Consider the following 22260-nt stretch of genomic DNA (forward strand, 5'->3'; position numbering starts at 1 on the left):
TGTGGAGGGTCCCGGCCGCTGGTGTGTTCGTGGTGGTCGTGCTCGTCAGTTTCCGGTGGCGTACGGGGAACCGCCCGCGGCCGTACGGATTCCGGGGAGCGCGGAGTAGAGGGTCGCGCCGGGGCAGAGCGTGGCGTATCCGTCGCGGTGTCCGGAGACGGTGTTCAGCGTGGCGGCCTGGCCCTTCGTCCACACGCCGGTGTCGGCGGCGGCGGTGAGTGTCACCTTCGCCTGCGGGTCGACGCCGTGCAGACCGAGCTTCCAGGCGGCGAGGTCGGCGATGGCCTGCTTGGCCGCGGCCGTCGGGGTGCCGCCGTTCTCGTAGTCGCCGAGCAGGGAGATGCCCGAGGAGTAGCTGTTGAAGCCATAGGTGTGCGCGCCGAGGACGGGTCGGTCGACGCCGCCCGCGCGGCCCTCGAAGACCGTGCCGCACTTGTCTACGAAGAAGTTGTAGCCGATGTCGTTCCAGCCGTTGGTCCGCACGTGGTAGGTGAGGATCGCGCGGATGATGGCCGGGGAGTCGGCGCAGGTGTAGTCGTTCGTTCCGGCGGTGTGGTGGACGAAGACGGCGTCGACCTTGTTCAGGTACGAGGGCGGGTTCTGGACGAGCGACTCGTCCGCGCCCCAGCCGGCACGGCTGACGATGGCGGGAGCCGTCGGAGCTGTCGGAGTGGTGGTGCTGGGTTCGTGGGTTTGGCTCGGCTCGGTGGTGGGAGCGGGTCCGGTGGGCTCCCGCGTGGGCACCGTACCGGGGGCCGGGTCCGCGGGGGCTTCGCTGGTGGGAGGCTCGGTCGTGGGTGCGTCGGTGGGGTCGTCGGTCGGAGTCCCGGTGGGCTCGTCCGTCGGTGCTGCCGTCGGGTCCGTGCCCGGGGCGGACTCGGTCGGGGTGGCGGAAGGAGCCGGGTCCGTCGAAGTCGTCGGCTCCTCGGTCGGAGGCTGTGATGCCTCGCCGCTGCCGGGGTCCTCTGTCGTGTCGCCCGGATCGGCGCTGGGCGCGGCCGTCGTGGGCGCGTCGGTCGGCGTGGGATCGGAGGGCTGCGGCACGGGGCCGGCCGGGGTGGTCTGCGTGGCGTCGGGGGAGGCGGTGGGCTTGGCGCCCCCCTTTCCGCTCCCCTTGATGCCACCGTTGCCCTTGGCCTTGACGGTCTCGCCTGGGTCGATCATGTCGAGGCGGAGCGCGTCGGGCACCGCGGTTTCCTCGCCGTCCGCGACGACCCGCGCCTCGACCCCGTCCGACGGGCCGACCCACAGCGGCTCCGAGGCGCCCCGCACGTCCGGCTCTTCGCCCTCGGTGGACTCCGGCGCCCGTACGCCGAAGTCGAGGTCGCGCCATTCGCTCCACTGGCCGGTGGCGGCCTCGCGGGTACGGATTTGAGCGGTGCCCTCGAAGGTGTCGCCGCTGTCCTCCCACGAGGCGCCGATGAGCGAGAACGTCTGTGTCCCGGTGCGCGGGAGCACGCGCTTCTTCGGGTCCTTGCCGTCCAGGGCCAGCACGTGCGCCTTCGCCGGCCGTGTCCCGTCACCGGGACCGGTCTCCTCGCCGCCCGTCGAGGCGGCGACGGCGGTCACAGCCGTGCCTCCCAGGACGACGACCCCTGCCGCGAGCCACGTCGCGTGCTTCTTACCGCTCGCCCGCCTGGCGCGGGTTCCTCTCGGACTCATGTCCCATCCCTCGTGCGCAGCTGATCAGTACCCGCGGCCGATCGCCGTCGGCTGTACATGTCGTGGGACGGGAAGCGAGGGGCAGTGCGGTTTCGGAAACTATTCGGTTCCAACCGCTCTTCGAATTCTGGGAGTTCGTGCCCCGTATTCCCGCCGCACAGCGCAGCGGTTATACACGATGTGCCACCTCCGACACACCCGAGCACGCAAACCGGACAGCGGGGTGTTCCGAAAGGTGACGTGTCACCCCTCGCCGTCGCCGGAAAGCAGATCGCCGGAACACGTGGCACGCCCGAACTCGCCCATGGCAGTGGCGCGCTGGACGTGCTTGCCGCGGATCGCCAGTGTGCAGGCTGCCTGTCCGCCCTTTCCGTCGAGGACGACGGCGACGGTGGGGGCCTCGCCGAGAGGTGCCTGGACCGATTTCTTCCAGGGCAGAGTGACGCCCTTCTCGACCGTGGCCGTGCCGTCCTCGCTGCGGGCGAGGTAGGAGATCTCGGCGGTCCCCGTCCCCGTGACCTCGTACGTCACCTCGGCCGTCGGCGCCACCTGCGGTTTCGGCTGCTCATCGGTGTCGAGCACGCCGTAGCCGACGAGACCGAGGCAGGCGAGCAGGACGATCCCGGCGACCAGCAACCCCCGCCGGTCCGGGGAGCCCTCGCCGTTTTCGTGTTCGCTCTCCTGTTGTGCGGAGCTTTCCGCGATTTCGCTGGATGACATGGAAGAGCCCGGCTTTCGATGGACCGACAGATGAACCGGGCGGTTATACACCATCCCATCGGTCAGGCGCGAGCAAGCGGAAAAAACGGGCGAACAGTGCCTCTCTCGAAGTGCGATTGTCCGCTATGTCAGCACGGTTGACTCGGCGTCACAAGGCTGGTTAGAAAGCCCCCTGCGGCTCCGCGAGCTCGTGTTTTTCTGCTTCTCGCGGTCAGTTCGCGTTGCTTCAAGCCGGGCGGAAACATTCGCTCCGGCTCGTTCGGCGTGCCCATTTCGCGTGCAGCGACGCGGGTGCGCCGATACCGAAAGGTATCGTGGTGAAATTTCCACGCAGGAGATTCATCTCCTGTCTGGTCGTGTCGGCGGTGGCGGGCACGCTACTGCCTCAGGCCGCCTATGCGGCTCCTCCTTCGCCACCCGCGGGTGACGACACCGGTGTCTTCGACACGGTCGCGGGCTGGTTCTCGGACGACGGCGAGGAGGCGAAGAAGCCCTCGGTCGGCGGGGCGCTGGAGATACCCAGCCGGGAGAGGCTCCCTGAGGGCGAGAAGCTTCCGAAGGCGAAGCGGGTCAAGGAGCTGACGGACAAGCGCACCTCGCAGGCGCGTTTCTGGCAGCTGTCGGACGGCCGGATCGAGGCCGAGCTGACGGCGGTGCCGACCTCGTACAGGTCCGGCACGTCCTGGAAGCCGGTCGAGACCACCGTGCGCGCCACCCGGGACAAGGGCTTCGACTTCGCCAACACCGCGAACGCCGGCAAGAGCTGGTTCGGCTCCGACGCGCAGAAGTTCATGCGCTTCGAGGCGGAGAGCGGCGGGGCGGTCACGTTCGGCCTGGCCGGTGCCGGCGCGCTCAAGCCGGAGGCGAACGGTGACCGGGTCCTCTACAAGGACGCCGTTGCCGGCGCGGACCTGTCGTACCGGGTCGGCAACGGTCAGGTGAAGGAGGACATCGTCCTCACCGAGCGCCCGGCCGGTCCGGTGTCGTTCACCTTCACTCTGGACACCGAGGGCGGTCTGACGCCGAAGGCCCGCAAGGACGGCTCGATCGCCTTCTTCGGCGAGGCCCCCGGTACTCCGGTGATGGTGATCCCGGCTCCGTACATGACGGACGCCAAGAAGGATCCGCAGTCGGTCACCGGCGGCACGTACAGCACCGAGGTCACCCAGAAGCTCGTCCGGGACACGGACGGCAAGGGCTGGAAGCTGACCGTCACGCCGGACGCCGAGTGGCTCGCGGCGAAGGAGCGGCAGTATCCGGTCGTCATCGACCCGACGATCACGATCACGCCGATCGCCTCGGTCTCCGAGGACACGATGGTGCTGTCGGACCAGCCGGCGGTGAACTTCAACAACACCTGGAAGCTGTCGGTCGGCAAGACCGACACCGGCATCGCCCGTTCGCTGATCAAGTTCCCGCTGAGCGAGATCCCGGCGGGGGTGAAGGTCGACGCGGCCCGGCTGAGCCTGTACTACGACCAGTCGCACACCACCAACGGCAATGTCGTCGCACTCGAGGCGCACCGGGCCACCGGGGCGTGGAGCGAGGCGGGCACGACGCCCGCGACCTGGTCCAACACCAGCGCCCTGGTGGGTGAGCTGTCCGGCACCACGGTCTCCCTGGACGACGGTGACACCGGTACGGCGGCGGTCGGCGAATGGCCGCGGGGCACCACCACCGGTGGTGCGGCGACCAACGACGACTACGCCTTCAACAAGAACGCGCTCACGGGCGAGTCGTACACCTGGCAGCCGAGGGTCCCGGAGACCGACACCTACCGGGTGGACGCGCACTACCCGGCCGCGGCGGACGCGGCCACGGCCGCCCCGTACACGGTCACCCACAACGGCGGCACCAAGAACTACACGGTCAACCAGACCGGCACCGGCGGCGTCTGGAAGACTCTCGACGCGACCGAGCTGAGCTTCGCCAAGGGCAACGCCGGCAAGATCGTCCTGGGTGACACCGGCTCGGCCACGACCCGTACGCTGGCCGACTCGGTGCGGCTTGTGAACCCCGCCGAGATCACCAAGGCCGCCTGGGACTACAACAAGTGGCACGATTTCCCGGTCGCCGACACGGTCCAGAAGTGGGTCTCGGGCACGGCGACCAACCACGGCTTCGTACTCAAGGCCAAGGACGAGACGGCCACCGCCCCGCAGGGCGGCCCGCGCTACGAGGCCGCCGACGGCAACGCCTACGGCGGTGAGACGTCCACGTACCCGCGCCTGACGGTGACCTACGGCGCCGTCGGCACCTCGCTGAACTCGCCGACCGTGGTCCACTCCACCGGTCCGGAGCTCTCGTGGCCGGCGTACGCCAACGGCAGCGGGAACACCGGCCTGGACATCGTGGAGTACCAGCTGCACCGCTCCACGCAGCAGGTCTTCACGCCGTCTGCGGCGACGCTGATCGCCCCGATCGCATCGACCACGACCGCCTACACGGACACCACGGCCGTGCCGACCCCCGACTCCTCCTCCAGCGAGATCGGCAAGTCGTACTACTACCAGCTCGCGGTCAAGACCAAGAACGGGCAGCTGCTCGGGTCTCCGACCCGCATCGTGGGCATCCCCAAGGCCGGCCGGACGATGAGGATCATCCAGGCGGGCCAGGTCGACACCACGCTCTCCTCGCAGCAGCCGACCGTCAACCACGACGGCCTGCTCTCCGGCAAGGCCCAGACCTGGCTGAGCGTCGGCAACAACTCCGGCACCTACGGCAAGACCCGCGCCGCCCTGAAGTTCCCCACCACATCCATCCCCACCACCGCCACGGTGCTGGAGAACAAGATGTACATGTGGGGCGCGGAGACCACCAGCACCACCAACGGCGCGATCTACGAACTCCACTCCCTGACCCGGGACTTCACCGAGACCCAGGCCACGTGGAACAACGCCGACTCGACCACGCCGTGGACCACCGCCGGCGGTGACTTCTCCGCCGCCGTCTCCGACACCGTCCCGCAGATCACCGACGAGGTCGGCCGCCACTGGTGGGACGCCACCGGACTCATGCAGTCCTGGGTCAAGACCCCCACCAACAACAAGGGCGTTTTGGTCAAGCTGAAGGACGAGACCACCACCGGCCCGCAGGAGCGCACGCTGTTCCTGTCCGCCGAGGCCTCGGACCCGCAGCTGCGGCCGTACATGCAGGTCATCTACGTCGACTCGACGACCGAGGACACGTACTACGCGCCGACCACCCCGGCCCGGATGACCCCGAACACCACGTACACGGTGGAGTTCACGGTCACCAACACCACCTCCGCGGCGTGGGCGGCCGGTGAGCGGCAGCTGTCGTACACCTGGAAGCTGCCCGACGGCACGGACGTGACGACGGGCGGCAACCAGCTGTCCACCGCGATCCCGGCCCTGCTGCCGGGCAAGTCGGCGACGATCCAGGCACAGGTCAAGACGCCGATCAACTCCGACAACGGCAACAAGCGCAACGAGTACGTGCTCGGCTGGGACGTCCGCAAGATCGCCGACGGCAGCTGGCTGTCCGCCGGCACCGGCGGCATCCCGTCGCTGAAGCAGAACCTCGCGGTGGAGGACCCCACCTCCAACGCGCTGGGCATGGAGAAGTTCTACTCCTACACCGGCAAGAACACCGGCGCCGGGTCGAACTTCATGAACAACCTGGCCTCCGGCAACGGCGTGTGGCAGTACAACGCGATCACCAACCCCGGCCGCGGACTGAGCACCTTCGCCCGCTTCGCCTACAACAGCCAGGACACCTCGGACACGGTCGCCGGCCACGGCTGGTCGTTCCAGCTCTCGGGCCCCATCCGGCTCGGCGCGCCGCTGGACTTCCACCCCAACCCCAACCCGACCGAGATCCGCCTCCCGGACGGCGACGGCACCACGCACGTCTTCCGCAAGCAGCCGGACGGTACGTGGAAGGCCCCGGCGGGCGTCCACTACAAGGTCGCCATGAAGGCGGGCCTGGACTGCAAGCCCACCAAGGACCCGGTCCCCGACGCCTGGACGCTCACCCGCCCCGACGGCACCCGCTTCCTCTTCGGCTGCGACGGCTACCTGACGTCGACCGTCGACAAGAACGGCAACACGCAGACGTTCACCTACGAGGAGCGCAAGTCCAACAACAAGCCGACCAAGTTCCTCAAGTACATCACCGACCCGGCCGGCCGGCAGACCCTCACCGTCGACTACTGGACCAAGGGCCAGTCCGGCTACCAGTACGTCAATGACTCCGGCGTACTCACCACCGACGCCGGTTCGCTGAACAACTCGAAGATTTACGACCACGTCCGCTCGGTGACCGATGTCTCCGGCCGGAAGATCGAGTTCCACTACACCGCCAAGGGCCTGCTCGGGCAGTTCACCGACGGTGTGGGCTCGACGCAGCCGAAGGTGTTCAAGTTCACCTACGACGCCACGCAGGGCAACAAGAACGTCAAGCTGGTCAGGGCCACCGACCCCCGCGGGAGCAACACGCAGTTCGCGTACTACGCGCCGCAGGCCGGTGACGACCCGAAGTACCACTGGTGGACCAAGACGATCACCGACCGTCTCGGTTTCCCCACCGGCTTCGCGTACAAGGCGAACACGGCGAATCCCAAGTTCACCGACACCAAGGTCACGGACGCCGAGGCACACGCCACCGACTACGTGACGGACGACTTCGGACGCCCGGTCCAGACGACCAACGCCAAGTCCCAGGTTGCCAAGATGGCGTGGGACGCCGACAACAACGTCACGTACGCGGAGGAGGCCAACGGGGCCAAGGCCGCGTACTGCTACGACCAGAAGACGGGCTACCCCCTCTGGTCGCGCGACGCGGAGAACAACAAGGCAGGCGTCCCGCCGTCCTCGGACTGCGCCCCGGGCACCTACCCGGCGAACTCGCAGCAGTACACGTACCAGACCCGCCTGGACGGCTTCTCCGCCGACCTGTTCACCAAGACCTCTCCCGAGGGCCGCAAGTGGCAGTTCGACTATGACGCGTTCGGCAACCTGAAGACGGTCACCGACCCCAAGGGCGTCGCGACCACGACAGCGGGCGACTACGCCACCACGTACGAATACGACGCGTACGGTCAGCTGACCAAGGCGATCGACGCCAACGGCAACCCGACGACCAACAGCGAGTTCGGTCCGACGGGTTACCCGGCCAAGATCACCGACGCGTTGGGCAAGGCCACGTCGTTCGTCTACGACGAGCGCGGTCAGGTCCGCGAGACCACCGACGCGCTGGGCAAGAAGACCACGCAGACGTACGACACCTTCGGACGTCCGCTGACCAAGGTCGTGCCGAAGGACCAGGCGGCCGGAGACCTGATCACGTTGTCGGCGCCTGAGTACGACGCCAACGACAACGTCACCAAGGCGACCGCGCCCAACGGCGCCGTCTCCACCGCGGTCTTCGACGCGGCCGACCAGATCGCCTCGGACACCGTGCCGAAGGACACGGCCACCTCCGCCGAGCGGAAGACGGTCTACACCTACGACAAGGTTGGCAATCTCCGGACGAAGGTCGAGCCCAAGGGTGTACTCACCACGGGCGACGCCACCGATCACGTCATCAGCAACACGTTCGACGAGATCTACCAGCTGACTGCCGTGGTGAATTCCGCGCAGCAGAAGATTTCGTACGAGTACGACAACGTCGGCAACGTCGTCCGGATCGTCGATCCGAAGAGGAACGCCACCGCGGACACGACCGACTACCTGTCCAAGACCGCCTACGACCTGAACCACCGGGTCACCACGGTCACGGACCCCGTCGGCAAGTCCGTCACGACGACCTACGACAAGGACTCCCTGGTCATCCAGACCAAGGACGCCGAGGGCAACATCACCTACGTCGACTACGACGAGCGAGGGAAGCAGAAGGAGGTCCGGACCCCCTACGAGGGGACCACGTTCCGCAAGACCCAGTACGAGTACGACCAGGTCGGCAACACCACCAAGGTCGTCGCCCCCCGTGGTGCGGCCACGGCCACCGCCGACGACTTCACCTCGCGCACCGAGTACGACGCGCTGAACCGTCCGGTCAAGCAGTACCAGCCGTACGACCCAGCGGACTCCCGCTACAACGACCCCAACGTCTACACGCAGACCGTGTACGACGCCGTGGGCCGCGTGACGAAGAAGTCGATGCCCCCGTCGGAGGGCCAGACGGTCCGCAACGACACGGTCATCGAATACTTCGACAACGGCTGGACGCGGAAGTCCACCGACCCGTGGGACATCGCGACCACGTACGACTACACCGAGCTCGGGCAGCAGAAGGCCCGCACGCTGACGTCGGCGGGCGGCTCCTCCGACCGCACCATGACCTGGTCGTACTACCCCGACGGCAAGCTCAAGTCCAAGGCGGACGACGGCGTACCGGTGGGCAAGTCGGTGGTCCTGGTGGACAACTCCGACAGCCAGCACACCTCGGCCACCGGTACGTGGGCCAAGGGCGACGTCACCGGGCAGCAGGGCTACGACCACCGCACGCACGCGGCCGGTACGGGGACGGACGCCTTCACGTGGACGCTCAACGTCCCCAAGGACGGCACGTACACCGCGTACGTGAAGTACCCGAAGGTGACGGGTGCCGCGACCACGGCGAGGTACACCCTGTCGCAGGGTGCCACCACGAATCCCGCGGTGACCAAGGACCAGAACGCCGCGACCGGCACCTGGGTCCAGCTCGGCTCGTACACCCTCAAGCAGGGCAACGACGCTAAGTTGAAGCTCGAGCAGAACAGCGGCGGCGTCGTGGTCGCCGACGGTGTGAAGCTGGTGCGTGACACGTCCGGCGAGACGGACTCCGAGAAGAAGTCCTTCGCCTACGCCTACGACGTGAACGGCAACCTGACCTCGATCGACGACACCTCGTCGGGCGCCAGGGTCGACGCCTACACCATGGTCTACAGCGGCCTGAACCAGGTTGCCAAGGTCACCGAAGCGCTCGCCGGGACGGAGAAGAAGTCCACGTCGTACTCGTACGACGCCAACGGCAAGCCGGAGACCATCACCCACCCCGACCAGTTCTCCAAGTACACCTACGACCTTCGGGATCTGATCAAGACCGTCTCGGTCGGCAAGTCGTCCACGGACGCCTCGCCGAAGGTGACCTCGTACACGTACACCGACCGTGGTCTGAAGCTCCAGGAGACCAAGAACAACAAGAACACGGTCGACTACACCTATTACCTCAACGGTGCCGTCAAGACGAGCATCGAGAAGAAGCCGAACGGCACCCTCGTCTCCTCGCACACCTACGCCTACGACCCCAACGGGAACAAGGCGCAGGACGTCGCGAAGAAGATGAACGCCGACAGCACCTCGGCCTATCTCGAGTCGACCACCGACTACACCTACGACCCCGCGAACCGGCTCACCAAGTCGGTCAAGACCGGTAACGGTGCGGGCACCGAGACGTACGTCCACGACGACAACGCGAACGTCGTCAGCCAGACGGTCAAGGGAACGTCCACGACGTACACCTACGACCGCAACCGGCTGGTCTCCGCGACCGCCGGCGGTTCGGCGGCCACGTACAACTACGACCCGTTCGGCCGTCAGGAGTCCGTCACCGGCGGTGGCCGGGTCATCGAACGATCGGTGTACGACGGCTTCGACCATGTCGTCGAGTCCCAGAAGATGGACGACGCGGGCTCGCTGAAGTCCACCACGTACACCTTCGACCCGCTCGACCGCACGGCGTCCAAGACGGCCGACGGCAAGACCACCGACTTCACCTACCTCGGCCTGTCGTCCGAGGTGCTCAGTGAAGAAGTCGTCGGTGAGCTGGCGAAGTCGTACCAGTACAGCCCGTGGGGCGAGCGTCTTTCCCAGGTCAAGCACAACACCGACGGCACCAGCGAGGACGGCTACTACGGCTACAACTCGCACACCGACGTCGAGACGCTGACCGACAAGGACGGCAACTCCAAGGCCACCTACGGCTACACCGCCTACGGGTCGAACGACGAATCCGAGTTCACCGGTATCGACAAGCCCGACGCCGGCGACCCGACCAAGGAGACCTACAACCCCTACCGCTACAACTCGAAGCGGTGGGACTCCCACGCCGGTACCTACGACATGGGCTTCCGGGACTACAACCCCGGTCTCAACCGGTTCACCAGCCGGGACATGTACAACGGTGCCCTCGCGGACATGGGGCTCGGTTCCGATCCGTACACCGGAAACCGTTACGCCTTCACCGGCGGAAACCCCACGAGCTTCGTCGAGCTGGACGGCCACATATTCGGCTGTGACTGGTGCGGCGACGCCCTCGACACGCTCGGGGACGTCGCCACCGGCACGGTGAAGAAGGCGGGGGGCGGCTGGAAGACCGTCGCCGACACCTTCCTCACGGGTATCGGCTGGTACAACGAGACGGCCCCCAACGGGTACGAGTCCGAGTACACGGGCAACCGCAGCAAGGGACGACTCGTCGAGCCCGACGGGCAGTGGGACTGGGTCGGGGGAGACACGCTTTTCCCGTTCCAGCAGAACTACTGCGAAGACGACGAAAGCGTGGTCTTCTATCAGGCTCTCGACAAGTACGATCGGGCACAGGGAGCGCGGGCCTGCCTCAACTCCGGCGACTTCAGCTGGGAGAGTGGAGAGGACAAGGTCGTCAAGGGAAATCCCGACTCCATGATCAATGGAACTCAGGTCCCGCGGCCCATGCGGAACTTTCCCGAGACAGTGACCCCTGGTTTCAAGCCCGGTCAGGACATGAACCGCGGTCACCTGTTGGGAAACCAGCTGGGTGGTAGCGGTACCGAGATGCGGAATCTCGTCAGCTTGTACGCCAGGCCCAATCAGAAGGTGATGGCGGCGTACGAGAACCAGGTTGCCGGCATGGTGGCCAAGGGGCAGACGGTCTACTACGAGGTGACCGCCAACTACACGGGGAAGAACGCCGTTCCCGACAGCCTGACCATCAAGTGGGTGAACCTGGACACAGGAGAAATGCCACGCGATCCCATCACGATCTGGAACACACCGACGGGGCTCAAGCCGTAGGTCGGTAAACTGGATCACCGGAGGTGCAGGCGGACATCGATCCTGATGTCCGCCTGCACCCTGCCCTTCTGGGAAAGGTCTTTTACATGTGGGTGCAACGTATACTCGAACTCACCGGCTGGGAGCCGTCGGCGCACTCCGTCGACTGGGCAGCGGTAGAGGAGGAGCTTCGCATTCCTCTGCCGGTGGACTTCAAGCAACTGTGTGAAGGTTTCGGCGGGGGAACCTTCTGTGACTCCGTCGCTTTCTACGGCAGGACGGAGGGGTCTCATTTCAATTTTCTCCTGCCGTGGCAAGCGCCCCTTCCCCTTCCTGCGGAAAGCGGTCAGTACCAGGAGTACACGCCGGGCGGAAAGGGGTACATCAAATGGGCCTCGACAGAATGGGGCACTGAATACTGCTGGCTTGTCGACGCGCAGCAGCCCAGTGCATACCCTGTCCTCGCGCGGGGCGAAGCCGGCGAGTGGTGCGAGTACGACATGTCGACGTCGGAATTTCTCTACAGAGTCCTGGCGGACAAGGATTTCCAGCCGTTCGGCATCGCCCGGTACGGCCTCGATCCGACGTTCCAGCCGGGCCCCGAGGCTCACGGCGGCTGACGGGAGCAAGGAGGGTGTCGACGCAGCAGCAAAGCGCGGGCCGCGGACTGAGAATCGCCGCATGGATGCTGGTTCCTCTGGGGCTGGTCCTGGTGTTGGGCGCCGGGGGAGGGATCGTGCGCGGCGGTGGCCTGGAAGGCGAGCGGATCACTGTCAGGGGCGACGCGATGCGACCCACATACAGTCCTGGCGAGCGGGTGACCGTCATGCGGGTCGGTGAAGGGGAGATACGCCGGGGCGACGTCGTCCTCGTCAGCGTGCCCGGTCGGTACGGGAACGCGCCGGCCCTGCAGCGGGTGATCGGCCTGGGCGGGGACCACGTGGAGTCCCGCGACGGTGTGCGGGTCGCGGTGAACGGCAAGCGGATCGACGAGCCGTACGTGATGCGTGACCCGCTCGGTCCGACAGGCTCACCGTACGACGTGACCGTGCCGGAGGAACGCTTGTTCCTGCTGGGCGACAATCGGCCCGTCGCGAACGACTCGCGCTACTTCCTCGATGAGCAGTCGGGCAGCGTCGCGGCCTCCGACGTGCGCGGCCGTGTCCGAGCCGAAGGGGCCGTGCCGCTGGCGCTGTGGGCACTGGTGGCCTTCGGAGCCCTGCTCGCACTGGTCGGGATCGGATCGGGAATCTGGGGGTACATGACCAGGCAGCGCCCTTGACGCGGCGGTAACGACCTGGTCCGTGGCTTGGTCTGGATCTTGCGGGAGGGTCCGCCGACGGAGTCGGCGGACCTTTTCCTTTCGGGGCAGGTAGGGGGCCAGACGCGAGGATCCTGCGACAGCGTTGTTCGGTCTTTCGGCAGCCTCGGCGGTCTCGCCATGGAGATCATCGGCCGGGGCAAGCGGCGGGTGAGCCGGTCCCGGACCCTGATCCTCAGCCGTGGACCGGGAAGACGCGCCAGGGCCTCGACGGTCCCCGGCGCGCCCGTCACCAGGGAACGAAGAATTCCTTGAGTGTCGTGAAGGAGGAGCAGCTCTTGATCAGCCTGTGCGACCGGGGGGCGTAGGTTCCCGCCAGGTTGCCCATGCTGTTCTCGGGGCTGCAGCCGGTACGTTGTGCCAGTCGGCGTCGGTCCGCGTCGGCGGGCTGGTAGTCAGCGCCCCGGAAGTAGGCCACGGCGCTTCGGTCACCGCCGATGTTGTTGAAGATCGACCGCACGGGGTTGGTGCCGGCCCAGGAGCAGATGTCCTCGCCGGCCTGCCAGTCGGGGTCGTCTCCGTGCCAGACGCATAGGTCACCGGTGCCGTTGTGCCCGCTGAAGAAGCAGAGGGCGTCCTCCGGGCAGCGGTGGTAGCCGTAGACGACTTGCCCGTCGGGCCCGGTAGGGAAGGCCTTGTCGCGGGGCAGAGCCTCGTACACGGGCGTGCCGTCGTGGCGCGTGACGTGGCGATGAGCGCTGACGGCTGTGGCCGTGGTGAGGAGGAGGGTGACGGCGAGCAGTGCCGCGGCGGCCGGGTGCCGTTGAGCAAGGCTGGGGCGCAGGCGTGGCAGGCGGGCGGATCGGGCGGCGCCTGCGGCCTCCTCGACTTCGCGGAGCAGTGCCTTAGCGGTGCCCCGCCGGCTTTGGGCGCGGGCCAGACACGTTGTGATGATCTTTCGCCAGAGCGGTGGCAGTTCAGGGGCCAGCCTCAGTTCCTCCGTACCCCGGGCGTAGCGTTCCGCGGCCTCGCTGCGCGCCTGGGGAGTCGTGCCGGGCAGAGGGTGGCAGCCGGTGAGCACCTGGTGGGCCAGGACGCCGAAGGCCCAGATGTCGGCGGTCGGCCGGATCAGTGTGCCCCGCTCGGTGAGCTCGGGCCAGAGCAGTTCGGGCGGGGTGTAGTCGGGCGTCGAGAAGGCAGGGGCGTAGGCGTGTGTCCCCTCCATCTCGGCAGCCATGTTGAAATCGGCCAGCCTGACCGATCCGTCGTCCATCAGCAGCACGTTCGCCGGCTTCAGATCGCCGTGCACCCAGCCCGCGTGGTGGAGCTGGTGCAGCCCTTCGCAGATCTGGGCGAGGAGGGCGGGTCCCGTGGCCGGGACGGGCGTACGTTCCAGGAGCGCGGCCAGGGATGTGTCGGCCCGTTCGAGTACGAGGACGGTCGCGCCATCCAGTTCGGGGTGGTCCGCGTCGTCGACGGTCAGCGTGTCGAACATGCGGATCAGCCGCGGGGTGCGGAGTCGCTTGAGTACGTCGACCTCACGCTCGGCCAGTTCGCGAAGGTGGCGCAGCTGGCGCGGAGTACGGGTGCCGGTGGGCAGGATCTTCAGCGCCACCTGCCGCGGAACGTTGTCCCCGCCCGGCGTATCTGGCGCGTCTCCCAAGGTCCTGCGGGCCGCGTAGACCGTGGCGAAGGCCCCGGACGCCAGTCGTTCACGCACCTGCCACGGCCCGATGCGGTAGCCCTTGTCGACGGTGATCGGGTCCGCGCCTTCGGGGTGTCCGGTCATCGGGCCGACCTCTTGGGGGCTGCGGCGAGGACCACGAGATCGTCTTCGCGAACCAGGTCGAACCTGAGAGCCAGCGATACCAGCGTTTCCTTCTTGCCGTTGGTTCTGCGCCCGACCTCCGTCTCGTGAGGGGCGGGCCGCAGCCGCAGCTTGACGGCGAGGTAGTCGATGTTCCAGTAGACGGCTGAACGGGTGACGCCCGGCCAGACGGGGCTCAGCCGTTCCACGAGCTGCTCCACCCCGGGCAGGACGGCGTGAGGTTCGCCGCGCAGGCGGGGTTCGCAGAGGGCGACCAGTACCGCGAAGTAGCGCTTGGTGTGGTCGAGGGCGAAGGCCGGCGCGGTGGCGGCGCCGGACAGCCCGTCTCGGCCGGCGTTGCGGAAGGTGTGGCGTGGTGCCCACACGTCGAACGCGAGCAGGTCGCCGGCCGCGGGCAGCACGATGCGGGAGAACTCGAACGGGACCGGCGCCTCGACGCGACCGGGCGCGACCTTGAGGTGTTCGCCCGCGCCCTCCGGGTTCTCCACCACGTACGTCTGGTCGTCGCTGAGGTTGCTCAGCAGCCAATAGGCTGGGAACGCCGTGATCTCACCAGCGACTCTGGGGACGCCCTCATGGGCAATGACGAGGTCGCGTCCGTCCGCGTTGACCGACCGTCCGAACCGCAGACGTTCGCCCGGTGCGAGCCGGAACTGTTCGTCCTGTGCTGTGCCCGGTGGTGGCACGACGACGATGCTGTACATGAGCCGCTCCCCCTGCCCTGATTCGACTCTCGGTCGATCGATCAGTCGAAGCGTAGTGACATCGCCGAGCGGGTTCGAACCCTTGTGCATGCGGCGCGGCCTCCGAAGGGCCCGTCGGTCCTTCGGAGGCCACGCCCCGGTCGAGCGGTCAGGAGTTCAGGACAGTCCTGGAGATCACGCCCTGGAGCATGCCTCGAAGCGCAGGTACGGCCAGCTCTTCGGACCGATCAGTCCATCCACGACGAGACCGGCGCGGCACTTGGAGTTGGCGATCTCCTGAGCCCTCTTCGCCGCGGCCCGGGACTTGCTGCCGAAGATCCCGTCAACGGTGCCCGGGTCGTGTCCGAAGTACTTGAGCAGGCATTGCGCTTCCTTGCCCGCAGCCGTCACCTGCGTCGAGGACGGCTGAACGGTACTACCGGTGTAGTAGCCGCTGTAGTGTCGGCCCGTGTCGTCGTGGTAGACGGAGCACGGGTACGCCGCAGCCTCGGCTTCACCGGTGGCGGTGACGGTGCCGGTCAGGGCGATGAGCGACGCGATGGCGATTCCGACGGTCCGTCGGCGTGCGGTGGCGAGTCTCATGGGTGTCTCTTTCTGCTTGACGTCACGAATGGGTGAGGTACACGTATTCGCCGGAACCGCAGTGGTCGGAGAATCGCCGGTAGCCGGTCGAGTGGTTGTAGGAGAGGCTCGTCTTCTTGCCGGCCCCGAAGGTCGCACTCCCGAAGTAGTGCGGCCCAGCTGCCCTTGGCCGCGTGCGCACGCGCCGGGGGTGCCGTGGCCAGCAGCGTGAACGCGAGCGCCAGTGCGGTGAGCACGGTGAGCACGGCGAGCAGGGGCAGGGCAGGGACCCTGGGAGAGCCTCCGAAGGACTACCCCTTCGGAGGCTCTGCGTCCCTGATGGCTATGAGTTCAGTCCGTCCTCCAGGGCCCGCGCGTAGAGGGCCGCGCCTGTGGTCTTGGGGTGGAACGACTTCATCAGGGGCGTGCCGTCCGCCCGCGCCGCGCCTTCGCTGAGCACCTCCAGGCCCCAGATCGCCTGGTCGGTGTCACAGATGCGACGGCCCGTGAAGTACGAGTCGGGGTTGATGAAATCCGCTCCGGCGTCCTGCGCGGCCTGGCGCATACGGTCGGAGAGCCGGGGGGCGAGCGTGTTGTTCAGCCAGTCCTGCTCATCGCCGTGCAGGCCCAGCTCGATGGGAACGTGGATGCCCAGTGCCGGGTTCCACACCTCCACGGTTCCGCCGTCCATGCAGGTCTTGTCGCTCTGGGACAGCAGGGCGGGGTAGCCCATGAGAACGACCCTGGCGTTCGGGGCGCGCTCCTTGATCTGCCGCAGGACCGCCGTGACGCGCGGCCCGACCGAGTCGTCGATCCAGGCCGGAACGTAGGTCTCCAGGTTCGAGGTGGGGACCGTGTCCCCGGTGTCCGTTTTGATCGGCTTCCCGGTGTCCGGGTTGATCGAGTCGAGTTCTCCGTCCTTGCAGTGCCACGCCGATTCCGGATCGAAATCCCCTTCGAACCACTCCACGGCGGTACCGCCGGTCACGCACTCCGTGAACAGATCGGAGAACCGGGCGTCGTTGCCGCCGATGGACAAGGTGACCAGGTCGGTGTTCTGGTCGAGGTAGCCGAGGTCCATCTGGGGCAGCGAGGTGCCCTGCCAGAGGCCGCCCGTCTTCACGTGGTAGGTGCGGGCACCGGAGCAGGCGACGAAGGACAGCTCGACGGAGCCGAGGGCGTCGGTGATCCCACCGACGCTCTGCGACTTGCCCGGGAGCTTCGCCTCCCGGACCCACGCGTTCTTCGAGCGGTGGCAGGTGTTGCGCAGCTTGCCCGACCCCCACTCCTCCTCGTAGTCCGTCTCCGGGAGGTAGCTCAACCCGCCGTCCACCGACGCGCCCTCTCCGGAGGCGTAGGAGTCACCCATGCCGACCACGTGGTACGGCTTGGCGCCGAGCGGCTGGAAGGCGACGGCGTCCCAGGCGATGGGGACGTTCTTCTCGGAGCCCTCGAAGGTCACGTTCGACAGGGACACCTGCGCGCGGGAGGTGAAGTTGAACGCGCCCAGGGAACGCCACTCGTTGCGCTTGACGGGCTGTGGCGCCACCCGGTGCGGCGAGCTGGTGTTCGTCCCGTAGACGGTGTACTTCGCCTGCTGGGAGCGGGCGGAGACGCTCGGCATGTGCACCAGGACCCGGTACCAGCCCCGCACGCTGTCCGGTGCGGTCCAGGTGCCGGTCACCGCCGTGGACCAACTGTGCGACGGGGCCGTGTGGGAGAACCAGATGTGGTTCAGATAGCCCCCGGACAACTGGTGCACATCCATCCGGGCGGGGTCGGTGCTGCCGCTGAAGGAGAAGGAGAACTGCCCGGCGGAGGAGGCGCTGCCCTGGCAGAAGCGTTCGGGTGTGGACGCTATCTGCTGTCCCTGCGCGAGGTTGTCGACGACGACCGTGCCGCTCGGCAGGCCCGCGGTGCAGCGGTTGGGGTGCGCGGCGCCGTTCGGCTGCGGTGCGTAGCCGGGATCGAACCGCAACAGCTCATAGCCGCATTCGCTCTTGGAGCAGTCCTTCCACTGCACGTCCTTCGTCCACCAGCAGCGGAAGTCGGAGCGGCGCAGGCAGGGTGAGGTGGATTCGTCGTGCTCGTCCGCCGACTCGATCAGGGCCGGGTCGCAGGAGTTCGAGGCGTCGCAGAAGGTGTCCACCGGCGGCTTCGCCTTGGACCGGTTCTCGCTGGTGGTCCACCACGCGGCACGGTAGCCGGCGATGTACTCGCCGGGCGCGTCCATGGCGGAGAGCGGGCGGGCGGCCCAGCCGATCACCTTCTCCTGGTACGGCCAGTCCTGCGGATGTGCGGCATGCGAGTAGTCGTCGCTGTAGGCGGTGGAGCACGACATGGTGCCGCAGACCAGCTCCTGCTTCTCCAGGAACGGCGGCCGGTTCGCCTTGTACCAGGGCATCGCCGGGTTGTTGGTCCAGCCCAGCCCCCACTGGCCGGCGTTGTCGCCCGCATCCGACTCCAGATGGAATCCGCTGTTGTACGCCCACAACGCCATGGTCCAGTTCTCGATGTTCAGCGGGTCACCGTTGTTGACCTGCATTCCGGCGGCGTAGACCTGGTTCCACTTCTCGGCGAGGATGTTGACGCCGAAGGCGATGTTCGCGGCGTAGTCGAGCGCGACCGCCTTCTGTGCCAGCGGAGACTTGGCCGTCTCGCCCGGCTTCTCCTTCCCGGGGAGCCGCATGCCGTCGGTGACCTGGGTGACGCCGTAACCGCAGTCGGCCTTGGTCCAGTCGATGTTCCAGACGTCCTCGGTCGTACCGCTCGGGTCGTACTCGATGCCGTAGTAGTTGCCGATCAGCGGATTGGCCATCATGCCCGGTGCCGCGTACCGGGTGGCCTGCCACATGTTCGACTCCTGCGCGGTGATCCCGAGCATGATCTGTGAGGGGATGCGCCGGTTGGCGAACGGCGAGCGGATCGCGGTGAGCCCGCCGGCGAGGGCCTGTGGGCTGTACGCGGGCAGACCGGTGTTGTTCCAGTCGGCCGGGCGTGAGGCGCCCTGGTCGAGCGTGCCGGTGATGGCCTGGTCGACCGCCCATTCCACCTGCCGGGGCCGGGGCTGCATCGCCTGGAGTTCCGGATTGCCGCGCTCGACCGCGCAGGTGCGGACCGACTCGGGTTCGCCGATCGACAGGGTCTGGACCGCCGCCGCCGCCGTCGACGACGATGCCGTCTTGGCTTGCGGCTGAGTCAGGACGGGCGAGGGGGCCGAAGCACCCCGCGGCTCCGTCTCCCCCGTCGCCTCCTCCGTTTCCGGCGTCACCTCGAACACCGTCTTCTCGCCCGTGACGAGGTGGGTCAGGTCGACCCGTGCGGGGCGGGAGCCGAGCTGCTCCGGGGACTTGCCGCGCGGGTCTACGGCATCGGCCCACACCGCGTTCACCGCAGCGTGCCCATGGGTGGAGACGCGGGCGTCCTTGCCGATCCCGCCAGGGTTCTTCACCGCGGCCGGGAGCTTGCCCTTGCTCTGCGCGCGGCCGGTGACGACGACGGTGCCGGTCGCGGTGCGGGACAGATCGAGGGCGGTCAGGTCGCCCTCGACCAGTGTCGGCGCCTCGCTCGTGGACCGGGACTTTCCGCTGATCCGGTCTGCGCCGATCCGCTTCACCTGGCCCTTCGCGGTCTGCTTGCCGGCGGCCCGGGTGCGGTCGAGGAAGGTCACGCCGCCGTCGGAGTCGGCGGTGAGCTGGAAGGGAGTCTGCCCGGTGGCGGCAACCGTCCTCCGCTGACCCCTCTTGTCGATCTTCACGAGCCGGTTGCCGTCGGCCGCGACCCACCCGTCGTTGACCGGTACGGCGGACGTCACCTGGCCCGCGAGGGTGAGCGGCTTCCCCGTCTTGCCGGTGCGGGCGTCGACCGGGATGAGACGGGTCTCGTTCTTCTTCGATGTCGTCTCGTCGGAGAACTGCGACAGCACCGCCTGGCCGTCGGCTCCGCAGCCGGGGGAGAAGTGCGCCAGGGACGCGGTGTGGCCGAGCTTGGTCACCTTGCCGGTGCCGAGGTCGACGGTGGCGGCGAAGGCGCCCCGGGCCATCAGCCGCGGTTCGTTGGTGAACGTCCGCGGCGCATAGGTGACCACGGCGTGCGTGGCGTCGGCCAGGCAGGCGTTGCCGATCCACATGTCCGTGTCGATGCCGGGTTCGGACAGGGAGGCGGCGGTCCGCCACGCGTATCCGCTCTTCTCGTCCGCGACGAGGAGGTGGAAGCCGGCGGCGTCGGACGAGGTGTCCCAGGCCAGGTCGGGCGACTTGGTGTAGCCGTCGCCGAGGACGGAGCGCCGCTGGGACGCGGGTATGCGGTCCGACCCCGCGTTCTTGCCGGTGCTCTGCGCCGGGTCCTGCTCGCCGGAGACGGCGGCCTTCGGCGGCTTCGGGCTCGGCGGCGGCGCCGCCACGGCCTGTTCGATGAGCGGCCCGGCCGCGAGCAGGCTCGCGGCGGCGACCAGGACGGGGCCTCTCACCCGTCTTGTCGACCGGTTTCTCACCGTCGGTCTCCTTTCCATCAGCTTGACTTCGAGCAGCGAAAGGTCCTCAGGGGGACAGCCGTACGCTGTCCCCCTCAGGACTGGTGGCCGGTCAGGCGAAGCCGCGCTTCGACTCGTCGAAGCGGGATGAGTTCGGTTCGTCTCCGAACCACGACTCGATGCGATCGCCCTCGGGGATGTCGAGGCCGAGGACACGACAGTCGACCTCCTTGGAGGTGCCAGGAGGCGAGTACGTGCTGTGATGCAGGAGGCTGTGCAGCCCGGCGCCGCTGACGTCTTTCTGGAAGTGCGTGCCATCCACGTTGTCGCTCGGCCCCGGCAGCCAAGACCGAGAAGATCCTGCGGAGTTCCACGAGGAGACCCTCGCTCAGTGGGAGGAGGTAGGGAACCTGAAACGTTGTAGGTAGCGGTGTGCCGCCCTCGGTACGACGATGGTGCCCCTGAACTTGTTCTTCATCTACGCAGACGAGGCGGGCCGCGACGGAGGCGGGGGTCGGGTTCGCAGACCCCGACGCCGAGTTCAAAGGCCACCGCATCCGTGACGACGGCCACGCCGTCCGGGGCTTCGTGCTCGACGGCAAGACCCGGGCCGACATCCTGGACATCTAGGACTCGCCCATGAAGTCACGGCCCGAGCACGCCCCTGAAGACGCAACGACACCGACGCTCCGCCGGGAGCCGCACGAAAGGAAACACCCCTCGCCATGCGCAAGCGCAGCATCATAGGCACCGCTCTGGCCGCCGCCACCCTCGCCCTTGGCCTCACGTCCTCCGCTCAGGCAGGCAGCAGCACCGTCTGGGGCTGCAAGCCCGGGACCGTGTGCGTGTACTACTACACGTCCATCCCCAGTGCGGAAACCCCTCGCTACCAGACCGGCTCCGGCTTCAACCAGACCATGCGGATCCAGCGGCTCCTCAACAACGGCCGCACCCACCACATCTCCTACAGCGGCTCCTACTCCGGCGGCCACAGCTTCCGCGGATGCCTGCCCTACAACACCTCCAGCGGATCCCCCACCTCCGCCTCGTACATCACCCTGACCAACCACCTCGGCCAGGACGTGTGGATCGATGAAGCCTGGTTCGGGTCCGGTAGCTGCGGCCTGCCCAAGCTTCAGGTCCACCGCGTGTGGCAGGACACCGACCCCTATTGGGTGACCCTCGTCAAGTAGGTCACCCGGTCGGTCCCCATGACCCGGTTGTGGTCATGGGGATCGGGGGTCGCTCGATCGCCGCGCTCTCCTCAGTCCTCCTCGCTCTCGAAAGTACGCAGCAGGTCGGCCGCGACGCTCACGGCGATCGTCGCGGGTTCCTTGCCCGTGATGTCGGCCAGCCCGATCGGGGTCTTGATCCGGTCGACGGCGGCCCCGTCGTGACCACCCTCCAGGAGGAGGCGCTTGCGGAACCGCCCCCACTTGGCCGCCGACCCGATCAGCCCGATGGAGCCGAGGTGGGGCGTCCGCAGGGCGGCGTCGCACAGAGCGGCGTCCTCGGCGTGGTCATGGGTCATGATCAGGACGTGGGTACCGCGCGGCAACTCCTCCAGGACCTCCTCGGGCAGCAGCGGTGTGTGGTGAACCCGTACCCCCGCCACCGCGTCCGAGAGGACGGCGAGCCGCTCCTCGGCGAGGACGTCCGAGCGGCTGTCGACCAGATGGAGGTCGAGGTCCTGACGGGCCAGGATGCGCGCCAGTTCGAGACCGACGTGTCCGACGCCGAAGATCGCCACCGCCCGTACCACCGGAAGCGGTTCGAGCAGCACCGAGACCGTGCCGCCGCAGCACTGGACGCCGTGCCGGTTGGTCACCTTGTCGTTCAGGGCGAAATCGATCAGCTCCGGTTCGGGCGTGGACGCGACGATCATCTCCCGGGCCCGGTCGATGGCGACCGCCTCGACGTTGCCGCCGCCGATCGAGCCCCACGTCTCGGTCCGCCCCACGACGAGTTTCGCGCCGGCGTCACGAGGGGCGTGGCCGCGCACGGTCGCGACGGTCACCAGCACGCCGGCCTCCCGGCGTGCCCGCAGCCGTGCGACCGCGCCGACCCAGGTCATG

At 67.7% G+C, this 22260-nt stretch carries 12 protein-coding genes; 4 read left to right on the forward strand and 8 right to left on the reverse strand.

What is annotated here, in order from left to right; translation table 11 throughout:
- Positions 1-45: 45 nt before the first annotated feature.
- Together ABT034_RS01985 and ABT034_RS01990 are read right to left on the reverse strand one after the other, a co-directional pair.
- Positions 46-1662: a peptidoglycan recognition protein family protein gene (locus ABT034_RS01985; protein ID WP_351210196.1), complete on the reverse strand. Its 1617-nt coding sequence runs from the start codon at positions 1660-1662 to the stop codon at positions 46-48.
- Between the two features lie 243 nt (positions 1663-1905).
- Positions 1906-2382, reverse strand: coding sequence for an MmpS family transport accessory protein (locus tag ABT034_RS01990; RefSeq protein ID WP_351210198.1), 477 nt, complete (start codon positions 2380-2382; stop codon positions 1906-1908).
- A 1316-nt stretch (positions 2383-3698) separates the two neighbouring features.
- Here ABT034_RS01990 and ABT034_RS01995 point away from each other — a divergent pair.
- From ABT034_RS01995 to lepB, 3 genes are read left to right on the forward strand one after another with little or no spacing between them, the layout of a single operon-like run.
- Positions 3699-11381 (forward strand): golvesin C-terminal-like domain-containing protein, encoded by a 7683-nt coding sequence (locus ABT034_RS01995; RefSeq protein WP_351210431.1) that lies wholly within the window; start codon positions 3699-3701, stop codon positions 11379-11381.
- Positions 11382-11404: 23 nt separating this feature from the next.
- Positions 11405-11980, forward strand: coding sequence for an SMI1/KNR4 family protein (locus ABT034_RS02000; protein ID WP_351210200.1), 576 nt, complete (start codon positions 11405-11407; stop codon positions 11978-11980).
- Between the two features lie 14 nt (positions 11981-11994).
- On the forward strand, positions 11995-12642 hold the full coding sequence (gene lepB, locus ABT034_RS02005) for a signal peptidase I (RefSeq protein WP_351210202.1): 648 nt from the start codon (positions 11995-11997) through the stop codon (positions 12640-12642).
- 268 nt (positions 12643-12910) lie between these two features.
- Here the strand turns inward: lepB and ABT034_RS02010 are convergent, their stop codons facing one another.
- The 5 genes from ABT034_RS02010 to ABT034_RS02030 all read right to left on the reverse strand — a co-directional run bounded on the left by ABT034_RS02010 (position 12911) and on the right by ABT034_RS02030 (position 20507).
- Positions 12911-14410, reverse strand: a complete 1500-nt coding sequence (locus ABT034_RS02010; protein WP_351210204.1) for a protein kinase domain-containing protein — start codon at positions 14408-14410, stop codon at positions 12911-12913.
- The gene (locus ABT034_RS02015) at positions 14407-15153 is read right to left on the reverse strand and encodes an FHA domain-containing protein (RefSeq protein WP_351210433.1); all 747 of its coding nucleotides are present in this window, start codon (positions 15151-15153) and stop codon (positions 14407-14409) included. The genes ABT034_RS02010 and ABT034_RS02015 overlap by 4 nt, the downstream gene beginning before the upstream one ends.
- A 174-nt stretch (positions 15154-15327) precedes the next feature.
- Complete coding sequence (locus tag ABT034_RS02020) at positions 15328-15735, reverse strand: peptidoglycan-binding domain-containing protein (protein ID WP_351210206.1); 408 nt, start codon at positions 15733-15735, stop codon at positions 15328-15330.
- 322 nt (positions 15736-16057) lie between these two features.
- A complete protein-coding gene (locus ABT034_RS02025; protein WP_351210208.1) occupies positions 16058-20182 on the reverse strand; it encodes a GDSL-type esterase/lipase family protein in 4125 nt (1374 codons plus the stop codon).
- Positions 20183-20297: 115 nt separating this feature from the next.
- Complete coding sequence (locus ABT034_RS02030) at positions 20298-20507, reverse strand: hypothetical protein (protein ID WP_351210210.1); 210 nt, start codon at positions 20505-20507, stop codon at positions 20298-20300.
- 403 nt (positions 20508-20910) lie between these two features.
- On the opposite strand from ABT034_RS02030, the gene ABT034_RS02035 reads away from it, so the two are divergent.
- On the forward strand, positions 20911-21378 hold the full coding sequence (locus ABT034_RS02035) for a hypothetical protein (protein ID WP_351210212.1): 468 nt from the start codon (positions 20911-20913) through the stop codon (positions 21376-21378).
- Between the two features lie 71 nt (positions 21379-21449).
- On the opposite strand, the gene xdhC is transcribed toward ABT034_RS02035, so the two are convergent.
- Positions 21450-22259, reverse strand: a complete 810-nt coding sequence (gene xdhC / locus ABT034_RS02040) for a xanthine dehydrogenase accessory protein XdhC (RefSeq protein ID WP_351210435.1) — start codon at positions 22257-22259, stop codon at positions 21450-21452.
- Between the last annotated feature and the right edge of the window lies 1 nt (position 22260).

Source organism: Streptomyces sp. NPDC002773, assembly GCF_040295605.1.
Classification (GTDB): Bacteria; Actinomycetota; Actinomycetes; order Streptomycetales; family Streptomycetaceae; genus Streptomyces.